The following is an 18116-nucleotide window of genomic DNA, read 5'->3' as shown; positions in this document are numbered from 1 at the left end:
TTAGTCCAGTGAACCCTGCGAGAAGAAATGCTTGCGGATGCGCTGCACGAGCTCGGTGAAGACCGGATCGGCCATCACGTCGAGCGAGCGCGGGCGCGGCAGCGGCACGTCGTAGATCGCGGCGATCGCACCGGGACGCTCGGTCATGACCAGCACGCGGTCAGCGAGGAACACGGCCTCCGGAATCGAATGCGTGATCAGGAGCACGGTCTTCCTGGTCTCGCGCTGGATCCGCATCAGCTCGACATTCATGCGCTCGCGCGTCAGCGCATCGAGCGCACCGAACGGCTCGTCCATCAGCATGATCTTGGGATCATGCACCAGCGCGCGGCAGATCGAGGCGCGCTGCTGCATGCCGCCGGAGAGCTGCCAGGGCAGCTTCCTCTCAAAACCCTCCAGCCCGACCATCTTCAACAGCGCCTTGGCGCGTTCGAGATATTTTTGCCGCGGCAGCCGCTTCATGTCGATCGGCAGCATCACGTTGGAGAGGATGTTGCGCCAGGGCAGCAGCAGTGCGTTCTGAAAGACGATGCCGACATTGCCGTGCGGCGTCGTCACCTTCTCGCCCTCGACCAGGATCTCGCCGGATGTCGGCGGCAGCAATCCCGAGATCAGCTTGAGCAGCGTGGACTTGCCGCAGCCGCTTGGCCCGACCACGACGAAGAACTCACCGTCGTTGATGTGGAAATCCAGCGGCCGCAGCGACGGCACATCGCCGTCGCGCGTCCGGTAGGTCTTCGACACGCCGGCCAGCTTGATGCCCGACGCATCGTTGCCGGCCCGGTCGCTCACCAGTCTCAGATGCGCGGCCGGTTGCACGGCGTTGTCAGGTCTTGCAGGTTGGTTCACGAGTCGCCCTTCGGCAGATAGTCGTTGGTGTAGAACGCCTTCGGGTTGTCCTTGGCCTTGGCATCGAGCCCGCCATATTCGACCATCAGATTGACGCTGTCGGTCATGTTCTGGTCGGTGACCTGGAACGGCCGCTTGCTCTTGGTCTCGGGCGTCCGGTAGAGCGGAATGGTCAGCTCAAAGCCTTGCGTCAACGTATCGATCTTGCCGCCCTTCGGGTTGGCATCGAGGATCGACTGTGCCGCCGCCTTCGGCTCCTTCTCGGCGGCTTCGACCGCCTTGGTCGTCGCAGCCATGAAGCGGCGAACGAGATCGGCATTGGCCTTCACATAGTCGGAGTTGGCGATGATGCCGGATGAGACCATGTTGATGCCGTAGTCGGCGAACTTGATCGGATAGACGTCCTTGCCGGTGGCGTCCTTGATCTTCATCGACTGGTCCATGACGTAGCCGAGCAGGAGATCCGCCTGGCCGTTGATGACGGCGTTGAGCTTGGTCTGGCCGTCGCCGGCAACGGTGGTGAAGTCACTCTCCTTCAGGCCGGTCTTCTTCAGGAACAGCGGCCAGATCTGGGTCATGGAATCGGCCGGCGTGATCGCGACCGTCTTGCCTTTGATATCTTCGGGCTTCTTGATGTTCTTGTCGGCAAAACCCATGGCGGACATCGGGCTGGTCTGGAGCAGCACACCGGTCGCGATGACAGGCGCGCCCTTGATCGCGGCGCGCATCATGGTGGGCACGTCGACATAGCCGAAATCGGCGGTCTTGGCCGCAACGGCCTGCGTGGTCGCAGCCGAGCCGCGGCCTTCCTGGATCTCGAGATCGATGCCCTCGGCCGCGTAGATGCCCTTGGCCTTGCCGTAATAGAACGGCGCATGCTCACCATAGACGTACCAGTTCAGCATCAGCACGACCTTGTCGGCCGCCTGCGCCGGTGCGACCGCGAACATCATCAGCGCCGTCGAGACAGCCCCTATCCACCGCTTCATTGTCACTCTCCCTTGTCGTTATGTTTCGGCCGTTTATGGCCGTTGCTTAAATTAAGAGGCGAAAATCACGTCCTCGCGCTGGCTGACATGCCAGGGAATGACCAGCTTCTCGATCCGGTCGACGATCCAGAACAGGATCACGCCGAGCAGCGCCAGGATCACCAGCGCCGCGAACATCGTCGGCAAATCGAATGTGCCGATCGAGCGCTGCATCACATAGCCGATGCCGGAATTGGAGCCGACGAACTCGCCGACCACGGCGCCGACCACGGCGAGCGTCACGGAGACCTTGAGGCCGGAGAAGATCGCGGGCAGCGCATGCGGCAGGTTCACCGCACAAAACACCTGGAAGCGGCTGCCCTGCATGGCGCGGGCGAGATCGACCATATCAGGGTCGACCGATTTGAAACCCTGCACGGCGGAGACCACCACCGGGAAAAATCCGAGCAGGAAGGCCGAGATCACTTTCGGAATAATGCCGAAGCCGAACCACACCACGAACAGCGGTGCGATCGCGATCTTCGGCACGGATTGGGAAAACACAAGCAACGGATAGACGTAGCTCTCCACCGTCTTCGAGCCCGCGATCAGCATGGCGACGGGAATGCCGAACAGCGCGGACAGCGCGAAGCCGCAGACGGTCGCATAGGTGGTGGGCCAGGACTGGCGCAGCAGTTCCGGCCAGTCGGTCCAGAGGACCGCGACGACATCGGCCGGCGACGGAATCTGGTAGGCGGGAATCCTGAACAGCCGGATCGCGAGATCCCAGGCCACGACGATGAAGACCAGGAACAAGAACGGCCGGATCCAGGCCGCATTCAGCATCTTGGACACCGCACTCTGCGGCTTCAACTCAGCCACGTCTCACTCCCGGAAGTCTTGTTCGTTCGGGGGAGAAATTAACCCGTTGGATAAATACTGTCCAGTGGTTTCCCTGTGACGTTTTGCGCGCGGTTCCGACGCTCGTGGGGGTCGTGCACCTCTTAAGCGACCAGCCAATCGCGCGGCACCCTCGGTGTCATTCCCCGCGAAAGCGGGGAATCCAGTACGCCGCGGCTTCTCCGGATCCCCTCACCGCCACTGGAATACTGGATCGCCCGCTTTCGCGGGCGATGACAGCTGAGGTTGAGGAAACAGCAGACGATACGTCCGCCATCCACGAGTACGCGGGCTTCGCCGCTACACCGTCTGGGCCACGGCCGCGCGTTTTTTCGGCGCCTTGACGATCTCCAGCAGCTCCGCCGACTGCCCGGTCAGCGCCGCCAGCACCAGGCCGGCCATATGTGCGAGCCGTTCATCCTTGGCTTTCTTGTCCAGCAGATCGCGGCCGAAGATCACACTCAGCGTCGCCGAGTTCGACAGATAGAAGAAGCTGAGCGCCGCGATCGAGATGTAGAGCTGCACCGGATCGACCGCGACCTGGAAATCACCGCTCTCGACGCCGCGCCGCACCACGGTGCGGATCATCTCGACGAAGGGCGAGTGCATCGACTTGACCTTGGCCGAGCGCTTTAAATGTTTTGCGCGCGCGAGGTTCTCGGTCTGGAGCAGCGACAGGAATTCGGGATTGCGCAGAAAATAATTCCAGGTGAACTCGATCAGCCGCCTGATGGCCTGGGGCGGATCGAGATGTTCGAGATCGAGCCCGCGCTCCTCGCTGCGGATCTTGTCATAGGCGCCTTCCAATACCGCGAGATAGAGCTCGTCCTTGTTTCCGACGTGGTAGTAGAGCATGCGCTTGTTGGCGCCGGCCTTGGCCGCGATGCGATCGACGCGCGCGCCGGCGAGCCCGTGGGTCGAAAACTCCTGCTTGGCGGCTTCGAGAATCCGCAGCCGCATCCCTTCGGGGTCGCGCTGCCATCTCAGAGTTTGCTTTGCCTTCGCCAAACCGGTGCTCGCTGGGTGCTCTCGGTATGCCATGTACCACGCGCCCAGCCCGCCGCATAGTTTCGCAACAGTGAAAGCCAAGCAAGCCGGTTTCGTACGGTGGGCAAAGGCGCCCTTGCGCCGTGCCCACGTCTTCGCATCAATTGGGCAAAGACGTGGGTACGCTTCGCTTTGCCCACCCTTGAGTCTTCGAAAAGAGAGAGCCGACCTCAATCCACCGGCTTCGGCGAGCGCTCCAGCAGCACCGTCTGGATGCCGCAGGTGCCGTTCCGCACCGTCATGATCCGCGTGCCCGGCTTGCGGCCGTTGCGCACTTCGGTGACGTCGAGGCCGGCGGCGAGCAGGCGGGCGCGCGTGGCGTCGATGTCGGCGACCCGCCAGCTCAGGCCCCAGAGACGGTCATGCGCGGAATCGCCGCCCGCCACGGGACGGCGCACCACCTCGACGATGAGGTCGCCGCAGCGGAAGAACATCAGCTGGCCCCAATCCTGGTGCGAGCGATCCAGCGCCAGGTCGAGCCCGAGCCGCGCGCCATAGAGCGCCGCGGCGCGGTCGGAATCCTCGGTGGTGATCACGACGTGGTCGAGTGCGTCGATCGGCGCGATGTCGATCGCAGCCGACAGTGGGCGCTCCTCGGCAAGTTCGAGGAAGAACATGCGCACGCCGCGGGTGAGTTCGGTCGCGGCCCGCGTACGCTTCCAGTGCAGGACCGCGCTCGTCGCGACGTCGCCGCTTTCGACCTCGGCGACCGGATCCGGCTTGAGCGCCACGCGGTCGAGCCGCCGGTGCATCTTGCCCATGTCTGCGACACGAAAGCACAGGCTGGCGAGCACGCCCTCGCGGTCGTCGAGCAGTGCGCGCATCCGGTCGGCGGTCAAGCTGAACCCGCTCGGCGCCATCAGCTCGATGGTCATGTTCGCAAGCGTGAACAGCACCCGGTCGGCGCCCTCGCCGGAATTCTGCCAGGCCGGCGCCCGCCCCAACAGCGTCTGATAGGCCGCCTTTGCCGCACCGATATCCTGGACCAGAGCGACGACGTGATCGAGGCCGGTGATCATATTCCCCCCTTTTTTATGGACCGGGAACAACCGGCCGAGACACGGCATTTGTCCGGGCTTGGCATGGCCCTGTCATGGTCGTATTCCGGCCCCGTGCCGACCTCAAGCGCCTATGGCCATGGCATTGCGAATAATTTTGGCGTTTCTCCCGCGGAAGCGGTGCTAAGGTAAGCAGGCCGGCCGGGACCACCCAGCGCATCACGGACAACCAATGCAGGCTCTCTTTATCGGACAGACCTATATCGACGTCGTCTTCATCACCGACCACATGCCGACCGGCGACGAGAAGCACGTGGCGACGGACTACGCGGTCTCTTTCGGCGGCAATGCGGTCACGGCGGCGTTCTGCTGCGCCAAGCTCGGCATCGTGCCCGATCTCATCGCCACCGCGGCCAATGACTGGCTCGGCCGCATGTTCATGGACATGTGCGCGAAGTACGGAATCTCGCTGCATGGGCGGAAGGTGAATCAGTCCTCGCTGTCCTTCATCATGCCGAAGGACGGCAAGCGCGCCATCGTCCGCTGCCGCGACGACGATCACATCCACCCCTTCCCGATGCTCAACCTCGGCGGCTGCCGCGTGCTGCATGTCGACGGCCATCAACCGGATGCCGCGCTGCACTACGCCAAGGTCTGCCGCGAGGCCGGCATCCTGACCTCGCTCGACGGCGGCGGCCTGCGCACCAACACGCATGAGCTCCTGGAATTCATCGACGTCGCGATCGTGGCCGAGCGCCTGTGCGAGCAGATGGACCTGACGCCGGAGAAAATGCTCGACTATCTGAAGGGCCGCGGCTGCAAGATCGGCGGCATCACCATGGGTGAGAAGGGACTGCTCTGGTACAACGAGACCGGCGCGGTCGAGACCATGCCGGCGATGCCGATCCCGCGCGAGCGGGTGATCGACACCAACGGCGCCGGCGACGTCTTCCACGGCGCCTATGTCTATTCTTATCTGGCCCATCCCGGCAAAAGCTGGCGCGAGCATTTTGATTTTGCCCGGGCCGCCTCGACCTACAAGATCCAGCGTCTCGGCAACGAGGCGGGACTTCCAACCCTTGTCGACATCGCCAAAGTCAGGCACGAGTTCGAGGTCAGGGTTTAGGCTTCGAAAGGGTTGTTTATGGGACGCGTCTTCGTCGCCGGCAGCATCAACATGGATGTGGTGGCGACTGCCGATCGCCACCCAAAGATCGGCGAGACCGTTGCCGGCAAGCAGGTGCTGTATTTTCCAGGCGGCAAGGGTGCGAACCAGGCGGTCGCGGCGTCGCGGCTTGGCGTGCGGACTACGCTGATCGGCCGGTTGGGCAAGGATTCATTCGGGGCTGAGCTGAACGCTTTTCTCGGCGCGCAGGGCATCGATCTCGGCTCGCTCAGGGAGACGGCGGAGGCACACACCGGCACCGCCATCATCACGGTCGCGGCCTCCGACAACACCATCGTCGTCATTCCCGGCACCAATGCGCTGGTCAGCGCTGACGACGTCGCGGCCGTTCCGCTGGCGAGGGGTGACGTCGCCGTCAGTCAGTTCGAAATCCCGCTGCCGACCATTGCCGCATTCTTTCAACGCGCTCGCGCAGCTGGCGCCACGACGCTGCTCAACCCGGCACCGGCGCAGAAGATGTCGCGCGAGATGCTCGCGCTGGTCGACATCCTCGTGCTGAACGAGACCGAGCTCGGCTTCCTCGCCGGTACTGAGCTGACAGACAACGACGAGGCCGCAAAGATCATCGACGTCGCACGAAAGCTTCAGGCGCGCGAAGACCAGACCATCTGCGTCACGCTCGGCAAGCGCGGCGTGCTCGCGCTTGCCGGTCGCGAGGAGTTTTCAGTGCAGGGACGCGTGGTGAAGGCCGTCGACACCACGGGCGCCGGCGATTGCTTTGTGGGCGCGCTCGCGGCGCAGCTGGCCGAGGGCGTAGCGTTGCGCTCAGCGCTCGCCTTCGCCAATGCCGCAGCGTCGATCAGCGTGCAGCGCATGGGCGCGGGGCCATCGATGCCGACGGCCGCGGAGGTTGCCGCAGTTCTCAACGCCGGCTGATGCCGTTCTTACCTCGCCCCGCTTGTGGGGAGAGGTCGGATTGCGAAGCAATCCGGGTGAGGGGTACAGGTCTCGCGATCATCTCATCTGTGGAGAGAGGCCCCTCACCCCAACCCTCTCCCCGTAAGAACGGGGAGAGGGAGAAGACTCAAGCCAGCGCGCCCTTCAGATCAAAGCTTTCATCCGCGGCTTGCTCCGGCGTGATCGAGCGGTCCATGCCGAACAGGCGACGACCGAACATGTGATCGCCGGCGCGGTTGATCGACTCGATGCCAAGCAGCTTGTTGCCTTTGTAGCAGAACGCCGAGAACGCCTTCCTGGCGGGGTCGCCGCGCAGCACGACCCGGTCGTAGCCCGTGGTCAGGCCTGCGATCTGGAGCTTGTCGTCGCCCTGGTCGCTCCAGAACCAGGGATGGCTGTCATAGACCTTGCTGTCGCCGGTCAGCCGCGCCGCGAGACAACGGGCGTGGTCGGTGGCGTTCTGCACCGACTCCACCCGCAACGATCCGCCAAAGCGCGGGCTTGCGAACAGCGCGCAATCGCCAATGGCCGAAATGTAGGGATCAGCCGTCGAGAGATATTCGTCGACGATGATGCCGGCGGCGACCGGCAGCCCTGCCTCCGCCGCGAGCTCGATATTCGGCAGCACGCCGACGCCGACCACGACGAGATCGGCGGGCAGATGCCGGCCGTCGCTGAGGCTGACGCCGGTGACCTTGCTGCCCTCGGCCTCGATGGAAGTGGCCTGCACACCGAGATCAATGCGGATGCCGGCCTCGCGATGCCGCGCCTGAAAATACTCCGAGACCTCCGCAGTCACCGCGCGCGCCATCACGCGCGGGGCAAGCTCGAGCACGTCGACTTCCAGCCCCTTGATCCGCGCGGTCGCCGCGAACTCAAGGCCAATGAACCCGGCGCCGATGATCACGGCGCGCTTCTTCGAGGGAATAATCGCGCGCAGCGCTTCGCTCTCGTCGAGGATGCGCAGATATTTCACGTCAGGCAGATTCGCGTTGGGCAGATCGAGCAGCCGGTTGCGCGCGCCCGTCGCCAGCACGAGGTGGCCGTAGGCAAGCATCTCGCCGGATGCGAGCAGGACCTTGCGCCCGGCGCGATCGATCGACACGACGCGGCCCGCGATCAGCTCGATGGTCTGGTCCGTGTAAAATTTCTCCGGCCGGAACATCAGGCTGTCCGGCCCGGCGGAACCCTTGATGTAGGCTTTTGACAAAGGCGGCCGCTGATACGGCAGATGCGCCTCGTCATTGATCAGGCAGATGCGCTCCGAAAAGCCCGCCTGACGCAGGGATGCCGCGACCTGGTAGCCGCCATGGCCGGCACCGACAATGATCACCGGACCATCCATCATTGGAACAGCCCGACTTTCTGGACACCGACCTTCTGGACACAGGTATACCCCACGTCGTCCCCTCTCTTGCTGATTTGGCTTGTCAGCCTCGTCGATTGAGGAGCCGGCGCTCGTGTCCGTCCCTAAACGATGGCAGGCCCATTTGAGCCTATCGTTCCGGCTTTCGCAAGGGTGGTCCACGGGGCACTGGCGGCCGGGGATTGTCACCCCTCGCCTTCTGCGATTTAGTTGCAGCAACCACCTCCTGCCGGGGATTTCTCAGATGCCAGCTCCCGTCTCCCAACCCGATGATCCCGCGCTGCTGCGGATCGACGGCCCGATCGCGACCATCACGCTGAACCGCCCCACCGCGTTCAACTCGATCAACCTCGCAATCGCGCAAAAGCTCGAACAGCTCGCGGCCACTATCGAAGGCGACGACACCATCAGGGTTTTGGTGATCGAGGGCGAAGGCCGCGCCTTCTCGGCCGGCGGCGATTTGCAGACGATTGGCGCTGCGGCTGAAGCCAACACCGTGACGCCGGTCGTAGGCCAACTGCTGAAGCACTATCACGCCTTCATCGAGATCACCCGGCGCATGCCGAAGATCTCGCTGTCGAGCGTCCACGGGTCGGCCGCCGGCGCCGGCATGGGCCTCGCCTTCGTCACCGATCTCTGCATCGCAGCCGAGGACGCCAAATTCACGCCCGCCTATGCCAAGATCGGCGTGTCGCCGGACGGCGGCAGCACGGTCGGCATTGTCGGCACGGTCGGCTCCCGCCGCGCGCTTCAGATCTTCCTGTCCGAGGACAATTTTACCGCGCAGCAGGCCCACGAATGGGGCCTGGTCGCCAAGATCGTTCCTGCGACCGAGCTGAAGGCGGCCACGCGGCAGCTTGCCGAGCGGCTCGCGCAAAATCCGCCCGCAGCGATCGCCGGCACCAAGGCGCTGGTCTACCAGGCTACCACCACGCCGGTGAAGCAGCAGCTCGATGCCGAGGAGCACAAGATCATCATGGCGATGAACACGGAAGATTTTCGCGTCGCCGTGAAGAAGTTCACGAGCAAGGGCAAGTGAGCGGGCCTACACCATCACGTTCGTTCTGCGGCCTGCGGCACGGCGCGACCGATTGGAATCGGCAGGGGCTTTTTCAGGGACGAACTGACAATCCGCTGAACGAGGATGGTCTGCGGCAAGCGCACGAGGCCGCCGATTTGTTGCGCGGTGTCGGCGTCAGCCGCATCGTCGCAAGCCCGCTGGTGCGCGCGGCGAAAACCGCCGAGATCATCGCCGACGCGATCGCGGTGCCGCTCACGATCGATGACGGCATCATCGAATTCGATTTCGGAAGTTTTGAGGGCCTCCCCGTCCGCGACCTCATGATCAAGCATGGCGTCAACTCGGCGACGGGCCTCGTCTCGATCCTGCCCGCCGACGGCGAGAACTGGGACGCCATGACCGAACGCGCGCTGGCTTGCGTCTCCGCGTGGCTCGACAATTATCCCGGCGACCATCTGCTGTTCGTCTGCCATGACGCGGTGATGCAGGGCATGGCAAAATCGCTCTCGGGCAATTACTTCAAGAACAGCCACGGCACGCCGTTCCGCTATGCCCGCGACGATTCCGGCTGGCGCATCGAGCAGATCGTCATTTAGGACAGATATAGCCCGTCCCTGCCGGCGACTTGAAGCAGCCGACCGATTCCGGCAGCACGTGCTGCGGCAACCACAGCACCACGCTCGGGAAGTAGATCACGAACGCAATGGTGGCGAAGAACACGACATAGATCGGCAGCGCCGCGCGCAACGCTTTTGCAAAACTGACGCCAACGAATTTTGAAGCCATCAACAGCACCAGCCCATAAGGCGGCGTGATCAGGCCGAAGGCGAGCGTGGCAATCAGTACCACGCCCATGTGGACGCCGTTGATGTCGCCCGCCTCGGTGAGCGTGTTCACCAGCGGCATGAAGATGATGATGGTCGGGACCGGCTCGATGAAGTCGCCGACCACGGTGAACAGCAGCACCATCAGCAGCATGATCAAATGCGGATCGTTGCCGGCGATCGAGGTGATCATGTCGGCGATGTAGCTCGCGCCGCGCAAGTAAGCGAGCATCCAGCCGAAAGCGTTGGCGGCACCGATCGTGATCAGCGGCAGCGAGAAGATCAAGCCGGCGAGACAGAAATCGTAAGGGATCTTCCTGATATGCCCGCGGTTGAGTGCGGGGATCACGACCAGGATGATCCAGACCACGGCGACGACACCCGCTTCCGTCGGCGTGAACCAACCGGTCAAAATGCCGCCGAGCAGGATGACCGGAATCATCAGCGGCAACGCCGCATCGCCCGCCGCGAACATCACCTGCCGCAGCGGCGCGCGCGGCTTGCGCAGGCCGGAGGGGCCGAAAAAATAGCAGTAGATCATCAGCCCGAAACCGATCATCAAGCCGGGCACCACGCCCGCCATGAACAGGCCGGCGATCGAGACGTTGCCGACCGCGCCATAGACCACCGCCGTGATGCTCGGCGGTACCAGCGCTGCAATGGTCGAGGCGGATGCGATGATCGCGGCGATGAAGGCGGGCTCGTAGCCCTCGCGTTTCATCGGGCCGCCCAGCGCGCGGCTCATCACCGCGACGTCGGCGGTGGTCGAGCCCGACATTTCCGAGAAGAACATGCTGAAGACGACCACGACCTGCGACAGCCCGCCCCTGATATGCCCGACCAGCGACACCGAGAGATTTGCTATTCGCACCACCACGTTGGCCGAGCTCATGAGCTCGCCGACCAGCAGGAAGAACGGGATAGCCAGCAGCGCCTCGGAATCCATCCCGTCAAAGATCTTCTGGATGATGGCCGCGAGCGAGACATCCGACAGGATCGCGCCGATGAAGACGCCCGCCATCAGCGAGAACGGCACGGGCACGCCGAGATAGCCGAAGGACAGGAAGCAGATCGACATCAACGCCAGGACAACAGGTGCGCTCACAGTTGCGCCCTCGTCGGTGCGTCGGTGACGACGGGCGCAACATCCTCGTCCGGCGGCTCGGGATGGTCAAAACCGTTGCGCAGGCCGTTGACGAGCTGCTCGATGGTGAACAGTCCGATCAGGACGCCCGACAATGGGATGATCGCATAGAGCGAGGCGATCGGGGTGCCTGACGGCAGGCGGAAACTCCCGAAGCCGCGGAGATAGTTCTGGTAGCCGTACCAGATCAGGCAGAAGGCGACGCCGAGCACGACGAGGCGGATGATGATCTCGACGATGATCCGCGGCACGCCATGCATCGCTTCGGAGATCGCGGTGAGATAGAGGTGGTCGTTGCGCCGGGTCGCGGCCGCGGCCCCAACGAAGATCGCATAGATGAACAGCGTCGAGGTGACCTCCTGCAACCACAGCCAGGGATGGCCGATGGTGCGGGTGACGATGTCGGCGGTGACCGACAGCGAGAAGCCGAAGCACAGCAGCCCGCAGAGGATCATCAGCGCGAGCTNGAGCCAGTCGAGCCAGCGCCACTTCAGGTGACGCTGGCGTGTCAGGACGAGTTTGTCGGCGATGGCCATTACTGTTCCCGGCGAAGGCCGGGACCCATAGCCCCAGGCCGTTGTGATGAAAGCAAGCTGACAGCCACCGTGCCCCAAGCACCGCTGCGGAGTATGGGTCCCGGCCTTCGCCGGGACGACTCGCGGAGGTGACGGAAATCGCGGCCTTAATTGATCGACCGGATCAGGTCCTTGATCTTCACGGCGTGCGGGCCGAGCTCGTTGGCGAGCTTGTCGAGATAGGGGTCGGCGATCGCCGCAAAACTCTTCTTGTCGACGTTGTCGACGACCTTGACGCCCAGCTTCTTCAGCTTCTCGGCCGCGCTGCGCTCGAGATCGAACGCCTTGGCCGGCTCCTTCGAGCTGACCTCGTTGGCCGCGGTCTGCACCCACTGCTTCTGCTCGGCCGAGAGGCTCTGCCAGAGCTTGTCGGACACGAACACCAGCGCGTTGTTGGCTTCGTGCTCGGTGATGTTCAACACCGGCGCGACCTCGTAATGCTTGTTGACGAGGTAGACGTTGATGCTGTTCTCGGCGACGTCGACGACGCCGGTTTGCAAGCTTGTGTAGACGCTGCCGAACGGCATGTGCACGGTCTGGGCGCCGTAGGCCGGGAACATGGTGTCCTCGGTTGCAGTCGCCTGCACGCGGATCTTCAGGCCCTTGATGTCGCCGACGTTGTGGATCTCCCTCTTGGAGTACATGTGGCGGACGCCCTGCGAGCCCGTCGCGATCACATGCAGGCCCTGCGTGGTCTCGTCGATCATGGTCTTGAGAGCTTCGAATACGCGGGGATCGGCGAGCCCCTTGACCACGTGGTTCTCGTCACGGAACAAATAATGCAGCGACATCACGCCCGCCTGCGGCGAGATCGTCGCGGTGTTAGCCGAGGAGATGATCGCGAACTCGATGTCACCGGCCTTGACGAGCTGGAGAACCTGCGGTTCCTGGCCGAGCTGCGCACCGGGATACTGATCGATGATCATGGTGCCCTTGCTCAATTCCTTGAGCTTGTCGGCAAAGAGGTCGCCCGCAATCGAATAGCCGGTGTTGCGTGGCTGGTCATAGGCGAAGCGATAATGCTTCACCTCCTGCGCCCCGGCTCCAGTGATGAACAGCATGGCGGCCGCGGCCACAAACCCAAGCATGGATCGTGCAATCATCGTCTCCCCCTGTTTTATCGCCCGCCGCTTGTGCGGTCTGAGCGCTCGTTCGAGTGGTTGTCAGCCCTTTTCAGTCTTTGGTCCAGTCCTCTGCATGAAATCGAAGTCGCAGCCTTCGTCGGCCTGCATGATAGTCTCGTTGAACAGCCAGGCGTAACCGCGCCGCGCCTCGTCCGGCGCAGCTGCCGGCTTCAAGGCGGCGCGCCGGCGCTCCAGCTCGGCCGCATCCACCAGCAGCGCGATGCTGCGTTTTGCAACATCCAGCTGGATCATATCGCCATTCCTCACCAGCGCCAGCGGGCCGCCGACGGCGGATTCCGGCGTGATATGCAGCACGATGGTGCCGAACGCGGTGCCGCTCATGCGCGCGTCTGAAATGCGCACCATGTCCTTGGTACCATTGCGCGCAAGCTTCTTCGGGATCGGGAGGTAACCCGCCTCGGGCATGCCGGGCGCGCCCTTGGGGCCGGCATTGCGCAGCACCAGCACGTCGTCGGCGGTCACGTCGAGATCGGGATCATCGACCCGCAGGGTCATGTCCTCGACGGATTCGAACACCACCGCACGCCCGGTGTGCTGCAACAGTTTTGGGCTGGCAGCCGATTGCTTGATGACCGCGCCGCGTGGCGCGAGATTGCCGTGCAGGACGGCGAGGCCGCCTTCCTTCTTGATCGGATTGCTGCGCGGACGGATCGCGTCCTGGCCGGGCACATCTTCCGCATTCGCGACGACATCGCGCAACGTCTGGCCCGAGATCGTCTTGGCATCGAGATCGACGAGATCGCCGAGCTGCGCCAGCAATTTCGGTACGCCGCCGGCGTGATGGAAATGCTCCATGTAATGCTCACCGGACGGCTTGAGATCGACCAGCACCGGCACCTCGCGGCCGATCTGGTCGAACACTTCGAGATCGAGCCGGTACGGCGAGCGATGCGCCATCGCCGTCAGATGGATCAGGCCATTGGTCGAACCGCCGATCGCTTGCAGCACGACCTGCGCGTTCCTGAAGGAGGCGGGCGTCAGAAATTCACTCGGCTTCGGCCCCTTGGTCTTGGCCATCTCGGCCGCAACGCGACCGCTGGCTTCCGCAAGACGAAAGCGCTCGGCATGCGGCGCCGGGATCGTCGCGCTCATCGGCAGCGAAAGACCCATCGCTTCAATCATGCAGGCCATGGTCGAGGCCGTGCCCATCACCATGCAGGTGCCGACCGACGGCGCGAGGCGGCCGTTCACCGCCTCGATCTCGACATCGTCGATCTCGCCGGCGCGATACTTGCCCCACAGCCGGCGGCAGTCGGTGCAGGCGCCAAGCACCTCGCCCTTGTGATGGCCGACAACCATCGGCCCCACCGGAATGACCACGGTCGGCAGGTCGGCGCTGATCGCGGCCATGACCTGCGCCGGCAGCGTCTTGTCGCAGCCGCCGATCACGATCACCGAATCCATCGGCTGGGCCCGGATCATCTCCTCGGTGTCCATCGCCATCAGGTTGCGCAGATACATCGAGGTCGGATGCGCGAAGCTCTCGGCGATCGAGATGGTGGGGAACACGAACGGCATCGCGCCCGACAGCATCACGCCGCGCTTCACGGCCTCGATGATCTGCGGGACGTTGCCGTGGCAGGGATTGTAATCGCTATAGGTGTTGGTGATACCGACGATCGGGCGCTCCAGCGCGTCGTCGGAATAGCCCATGGCCTTGATGAACGCCTTGCGCAGGAACAGCGAGAAGCCGGCATCGCCATAGCTCGTCAGACCCTTGCGCAAACCACTCGTCATCATGCCACTCCAATCACCTTGCCATTGTGGTACAGCCTGCCTCCTGATTGTCAATAACCTAGTGTTCGCAGCGACCGTTTCTGGCTCCCGGCACGGCTTACTGACACAAATTATTGACAATCCGAGCCGTCCCTGCTCCACAGGACGGACCGGCCGGAGCCTGAGGCTGAGGGGATGTCCGACATTCACACCGCAGACGCCATCACGGTCCGGCGCGACGATCCGGACGACGTCGTCGCGCGGCTGGAGGAGGACATCATCTTCGGCCGCCTCGCGCCGGGCTCCCGCCTGACCGAAGACGCGCTGATGTCGGCTTACGGCACCTCGCGGCACTTCGTGCGCCAGGCGCTGGTGGATGCGGAGCGCCGCGGCATCGTCCGCCGCGAGAAGAATGTCGGCGCCACCGTGCGGTTCTATTCGGCCGAGGAGGTCCGGCAGATCTATGAGGTCCGGGAAATGCTGACGCGGCAGGCCGCGCTGATGATCCCCCTGCCCGCACCGCAGGCCCTGATCGACGAGTTGACCGCATTGCAAAGGCAGTATTGCGCGAAGGCGGATGTGCGGGACCTGCGCGGCATCCACGAAGCCAACGACGCCTTCCACGTCGCGCTGTTCGCAGCCTGCGGCAATCCCTATCTGGTGCGCTCGCTCCAGGACTATATGAACCTGACCTTGCCGATGCGCGCCAAGAACCTCGCCGACCGCGAGGGGCTGGCGCAATCACGGCGCCAGCACGAGCTGATGATCGAGCTATTGAAAGGCCGCGACAGCTGGGCGCTGGCTCAGCTGTGCGTGGATCACATGCAGTTCAGCAAGTCGGATTATCTGGCAAGGATTGCGGGGGACGAAGCTGAACGCCAGGGCGCGCAGTCATAGATGTGCGGCGGCTGTTGGCCTGCGTTAGCTGGCCTGCCCAAATGAAATTGGTGCCGAGGGACGGACTCGAACCGCCGACGCCTGCGCCTTCAACGCAGCGCTCTACCAACTGAGCTACCTCGGCTGAGGTAGTCGAGAGTTGGTGCGTCAGGATGGATTTGAACCACCGAAGGACTAAGCCACCCGATTTACAGTCGGGCCCTTTTAACCACTCAGGCACTGACGCGTCTCTCGCATGCGGACACACTCCAATCGTCAATACGATTGGGCGTATCCGGTGCTAAAGCTCGTCAGATAGTGGCGCATAGTTCCGCGAGGTCCTGAAGAGTGGCGGCGCAGACGGCAAGCACGCCGCGCAGCGAACGGCCGCTCCTCTAGCATTCTGGCTTCGCTAACGCAAGGCTAAGGTTGCAATCGCTAACCGTTGCATGTTGGCACCTCGCCCGAACTACCAAACTTGTGGTTTGGCCCTTGGTCGCCCCGCGACGGCGATCTGTCCTTGTCCGCTCCCGAAAGCGGATAGGACGTGCCATCGCGGGCCTGATCCGATTTGTAAATGCCTACCGCTTATTCCAATCGATGATCCGGCTCGCATCACCATCGAACTCGTTGCTGCAGAACGCGCCGCCCTGAAAATGGTCGCCGATCGGATCGGGCTTCAGCTTGGCCTGCTCCGCCATTGCGTGCGCCACGTGATCTTCCGAGCGGCCGGTGGGGCGATAGCCGAATTCGTAGGCGCGGTGGTTGTCCCACCAGGTGCGCTCGTTCAGGGAGACGCCGTAGAACACCTCGAAATGGATGTCGGGATGATCGAGCCCGATCTGGCAGAGCTGCACCAGGTCTTCCGGCTTCAGCCACATCGCGATCCGGCGATGATCGAGCGGCCGCTCGTCGCAATTGCCGATCCGGATGCAGGTGACCTTCAGCCCGTGCTTGTCGGCATAGAGTGAGCCCACCGCTTCGCCGAACACCTTGCTGACGCCGTAGCGCCCGTCGGGGCGCACGGTGACGTCGGTGCCGATCTTGTGGTGGCGCGGATAGAAGCCGACCGTGTGGTTGGACGAAGCGAACACCACGCGCTTGACGCCCTTCCGGTACGCCGCCTCGAACAGATTGTAGCCGCCGATGATGTTGGCCTGGAGGATATCGTCCCAGGGGCCTTCGACCGAGTAGCCGCCGAAATGGATGATGCCGTCGACGCCCTCGCAGATCGCCTCGACCTGCGCCATGTCGGACAGGTCCGCCGCCTTGAACTGCTCGTTTGCTCCGAGGTCGGCCGGCGGACGGATGTCGGAGAGCAGCAGGTCCGGATAGATCGGCGGCAACAGTTTCCGCAGGCGCTTTCCGATCCCGCCCGAAGCTCCCGTCATCAAGATGCGCGGCATGTCTTCCCTCGTATTTGGCGACCGATTTGCGGTCATAGGTCTCTAATGATAGCAGACTTGGTGAGAGGGAACGCAACAACGAGAATTGCACATGAACGATGCATCGTCCCAATACCAAGCCTGGCGGCCGGCGACTTATTACCCTGATCCGGCGATAAAGGCACTGGACCCCCGCTTCGAAAAATACTGGCTGAAGCTCTCGGCCGTTGAGCGGCTGGCGACCGGCCTGCGCTGGGCCGAGGGGCCAGTCTGGTTCGGCGACGGGCGGTATCTGTTGTGCAGCGACATTCCGAACCAGCGCATCATCAAATGGGAGGAAGAGACCGGCGCGGTCTCGATTTTCCGAAAACCCTCCAATTTCGCCAATGGCAACACCCGCGACCGCCAGGGCCGGCTCGTCACCTGCGAGCATGGCGGCCGTCGCGTCACCCGCACCGAATATGATGGCACCATCACCGTGCTGATGGATTCCTTCGGCGGCAAGAAGCTCAACTCGCCGAACGACGTCGTGGTGAAATCCGACGGCGCGGTCTGGTTCACCGATCCGACCTTCGGCCTGCTCGGCAATTACGAGGGCTACAAGGCCGAGCCCGAAATCGATCCGAACGTCTACCGGCTCGATCCGGTGACCGGCAAGGCGACCATCGTCGCCGAGGGCGTGCTCGGTCCGAACGGGCTGTGCTTCTCGCCGGACGAGAAGATCCTCTACGTGGTGGAATCGCGCGGCGTGCCGAACCGCAAGATCCTCGCCTATGACGTCTCGGCCGACGGCACCACGATCTCCAACAAGCGCGTCTTCATCGATGCAGGTCCCGGCACGCCGGACGGCATGCGCTGCGACATCGACGGCAATCTCTGGTGCGGCTGGGGCATGGGCGATCCCGAGCTCGACGGCGTCGTGGTGTTCGCGCCCGACGGCGTCATGATCGGCCGCATCGCACTGCCCGAGCGCTGCGCCAATCTTTGCTTCGGCGGCGTCAAGCGCAACCGCCTGTTCATGGCGGCGAGCCAGTCGATCTACGCACTGTATGTGAACACGCAGGGCGCGGTCGGGGGCTAACGCTGCGCTCGTAGGGTGGGCAAAGCGAAGCGTGCCCACCATCTCTCGTTCGTCGTGGAAGGGTGGGCACGTCGCTACGCGCCTTTGCCCACCCTACGGCGCCTCGCATTGCCGAGACGCTTCAGCAGAACGAAAAAC

The 18116-nt window shown here is 63.5% G+C and carries 16 protein-coding genes, 2 tRNA genes and 2 pseudogenes; 6 read left to right on the top strand and 14 right to left on the bottom strand.

Annotation, left to right across the window (positions count from 1 at the left end):
* The 5 genes from UP06_RS38400 to UP06_RS38380 form a co-directional block, all read right to left on the bottom strand.
* Positions 1-849, bottom strand: a complete 849-nt coding sequence (locus tag UP06_RS38400; RefSeq protein ID WP_045008920.1) for an ABC transporter ATP-binding protein — start codon at positions 847-849, stop codon at positions 1-3.
* Positions 846-1838 carry an ABC transporter substrate-binding protein gene (locus tag UP06_RS38395; protein ID WP_045008919.1) on the bottom strand — a complete coding sequence of 331 codons (993 nt, stop codon included), beginning with the start codon at positions 1836-1838 and terminating at the stop codon, positions 846-848. Before UP06_RS38395 ends, UP06_RS38400 begins: the two co-directional genes overlap by 4 nt.
* 51 nt (positions 1839-1889) lie before the next feature.
* Positions 1890-2699, bottom strand: a complete 810-nt coding sequence (locus UP06_RS38390; protein WP_045008918.1) for an ABC transporter permease — start codon at positions 2697-2699, stop codon at positions 1890-1892.
* A 318-nt stretch (positions 2700-3017) separates the two neighbouring features.
* Positions 3018-3725 (bottom strand): TetR/AcrR family transcriptional regulator, encoded by a 708-nt coding sequence (locus UP06_RS38385; protein WP_197087477.1) that lies wholly within the window; start codon positions 3723-3725, stop codon positions 3018-3020.
* Between the two features lie 209 nt (positions 3726-3934).
* Positions 3935-4783 carry a VOC family protein gene (locus UP06_RS38380; protein ID WP_045008916.1) on the bottom strand — a complete coding sequence of 283 codons (849 nt, stop codon included), beginning with the start codon at positions 4781-4783 and terminating at the stop codon, positions 3935-3937.
* Positions 4784-4994: 211 nt separating this feature from the next.
* Here UP06_RS38380 and UP06_RS38375 point away from each other — a divergent pair, with 211 nt between their 5' ends.
* Positions 4995-5888, top strand: coding sequence for a sugar kinase (locus tag UP06_RS38375; RefSeq protein ID WP_045008915.1), 894 nt, complete (start codon positions 4995-4997; stop codon positions 5886-5888).
* 18 nt (positions 5889-5906) lie between these two features.
* Positions 5907-6824, top strand: a complete 918-nt coding sequence (gene rbsK / locus UP06_RS38370) for a ribokinase (protein WP_045008914.1) — start codon at positions 5907-5909, stop codon at positions 6822-6824.
* 148 nt (positions 6825-6972) lie between these two features.
* On the opposite strand, the gene UP06_RS38365 is transcribed toward rbsK, so the two are convergent.
* The gene (locus UP06_RS38365) at positions 6973-8193 is read right to left on the bottom strand and encodes an NAD(P)/FAD-dependent oxidoreductase (protein ID WP_045008913.1); all 1221 of its coding nucleotides are present in this window, start codon (positions 8191-8193) and stop codon (positions 6973-6975) included.
* Positions 8194-8455: 262 nt separating this feature from the next.
* Here UP06_RS38365 and UP06_RS38360 point away from each other — a divergent pair, with 262 nt between their 5' ends.
* Both UP06_RS38360 and UP06_RS38355 read left to right on the top strand, forming a co-directional pair.
* Positions 8456-9250 carry an enoyl-CoA hydratase/isomerase family protein gene (locus UP06_RS38360; RefSeq protein WP_045008912.1) on the top strand — a complete coding sequence of 265 codons (795 nt, stop codon included), beginning with the start codon at positions 8456-8458 and terminating at the stop codon, positions 9248-9250.
* A complete protein-coding gene (locus UP06_RS38355; RefSeq protein ID WP_045008911.1) occupies positions 9247-9828 on the top strand; it encodes a histidine phosphatase family protein in 582 nt (193 codons plus the stop codon). The genes UP06_RS38360 and UP06_RS38355 overlap by 4 nt, the downstream gene beginning before the upstream one ends.
* Here the strand turns inward: UP06_RS38355 and UP06_RS38350 are convergent.
* The 5 genes and pseudogenes from UP06_RS38350 to UP06_RS38335 form a co-directional block, all read right to left on the bottom strand.
* On the bottom strand, positions 9821-11161 hold the full coding sequence (locus UP06_RS38350; protein ID WP_045008910.1) for a TRAP transporter large permease: 1341 nt from the start codon (positions 11159-11161) through the stop codon (positions 9821-9823). The two genes, UP06_RS38355 and UP06_RS38350, sit on opposite strands and share 8 nt — an antisense overlap.
* Positions 11158-11666, bottom strand: a pseudogene (locus tag UP06_RS38345) (TRAP transporter small permease); the annotation flags it as partial. The gene UP06_RS38350 and the pseudogene UP06_RS38345, both read right to left, overlap by 4 nt.
* A 1-nt stretch (position 11667) precedes the next feature.
* A pseudogene (locus UP06_RS42365) lies at positions 11668-11736 on the bottom strand (TRAP transporter small permease); the annotation flags it as partial.
* A 146-nt stretch (positions 11737-11882) separates the two neighbouring features.
* A complete protein-coding gene (locus UP06_RS38340; RefSeq protein ID WP_045008908.1) occupies positions 11883-12878 on the bottom strand; it encodes a TRAP transporter substrate-binding protein in 996 nt (331 codons plus the stop codon).
* Positions 12879-12938: 60 nt separating this feature from the next.
* The gene (locus tag UP06_RS38335; protein WP_045009071.1) at positions 12939-14657 is read right to left on the bottom strand and encodes an IlvD/Edd family dehydratase; all 1719 of its coding nucleotides are present in this window, start codon (positions 14655-14657) and stop codon (positions 12939-12941) included.
* A 174-nt stretch (positions 14658-14831) separates the two neighbouring features.
* Between UP06_RS38335 and UP06_RS38330 the strand changes: the two genes are divergently transcribed.
* Entirely contained in the window at positions 14832-15533 is a 702-nt protein-coding gene (locus UP06_RS38330) for a GntR family transcriptional regulator (RefSeq protein WP_045008907.1), read from the top strand.
* Positions 15534-15581: 48 nt separating this feature from the next.
* Here UP06_RS38330 and UP06_RS38325 read toward each other — a convergent pair.
* The 3 genes from UP06_RS38325 to UP06_RS38315 form a co-directional block, all read right to left on the bottom strand.
* A tRNA-Phe gene (locus UP06_RS38325) sits at positions 15582-15657 on the bottom strand.
* A gap of 16 nt (positions 15658-15673) precedes the next feature.
* Positions 15674-15759 (bottom strand) — tRNA-Tyr (locus tag UP06_RS38320).
* Positions 15760-16093: 334 nt separating this feature from the next.
* On the bottom strand, positions 16094-16918 hold the full coding sequence (locus tag UP06_RS38315) for an NAD-dependent epimerase/dehydratase family protein (protein ID WP_045008906.1): 825 nt from the start codon (positions 16916-16918) through the stop codon (positions 16094-16096).
* A 91-nt stretch (positions 16919-17009) separates the two neighbouring features.
* Between UP06_RS38315 and UP06_RS38310 the strand changes: the two genes are divergently transcribed.
* Positions 17010-17978 carry an SMP-30/gluconolactonase/LRE family protein gene (locus tag UP06_RS38310; protein WP_045008905.1) on the top strand — a complete coding sequence of 323 codons (969 nt, stop codon included), beginning with the start codon at positions 17010-17012 and terminating at the stop codon, positions 17976-17978.
* Positions 17979-18116 lie beyond the last annotated feature (138 nt).

This window comes from Bradyrhizobium sp. LTSP857, assembly GCF_000938285.1.
Classification (GTDB): Bacteria; Pseudomonadota; Alphaproteobacteria; order Rhizobiales; family Xanthobacteraceae; genus Bradyrhizobium.
Note: the sequence above shows the minus strand (reverse complement) of the source record. Positions and strands in the feature narration are given on the sequence as shown.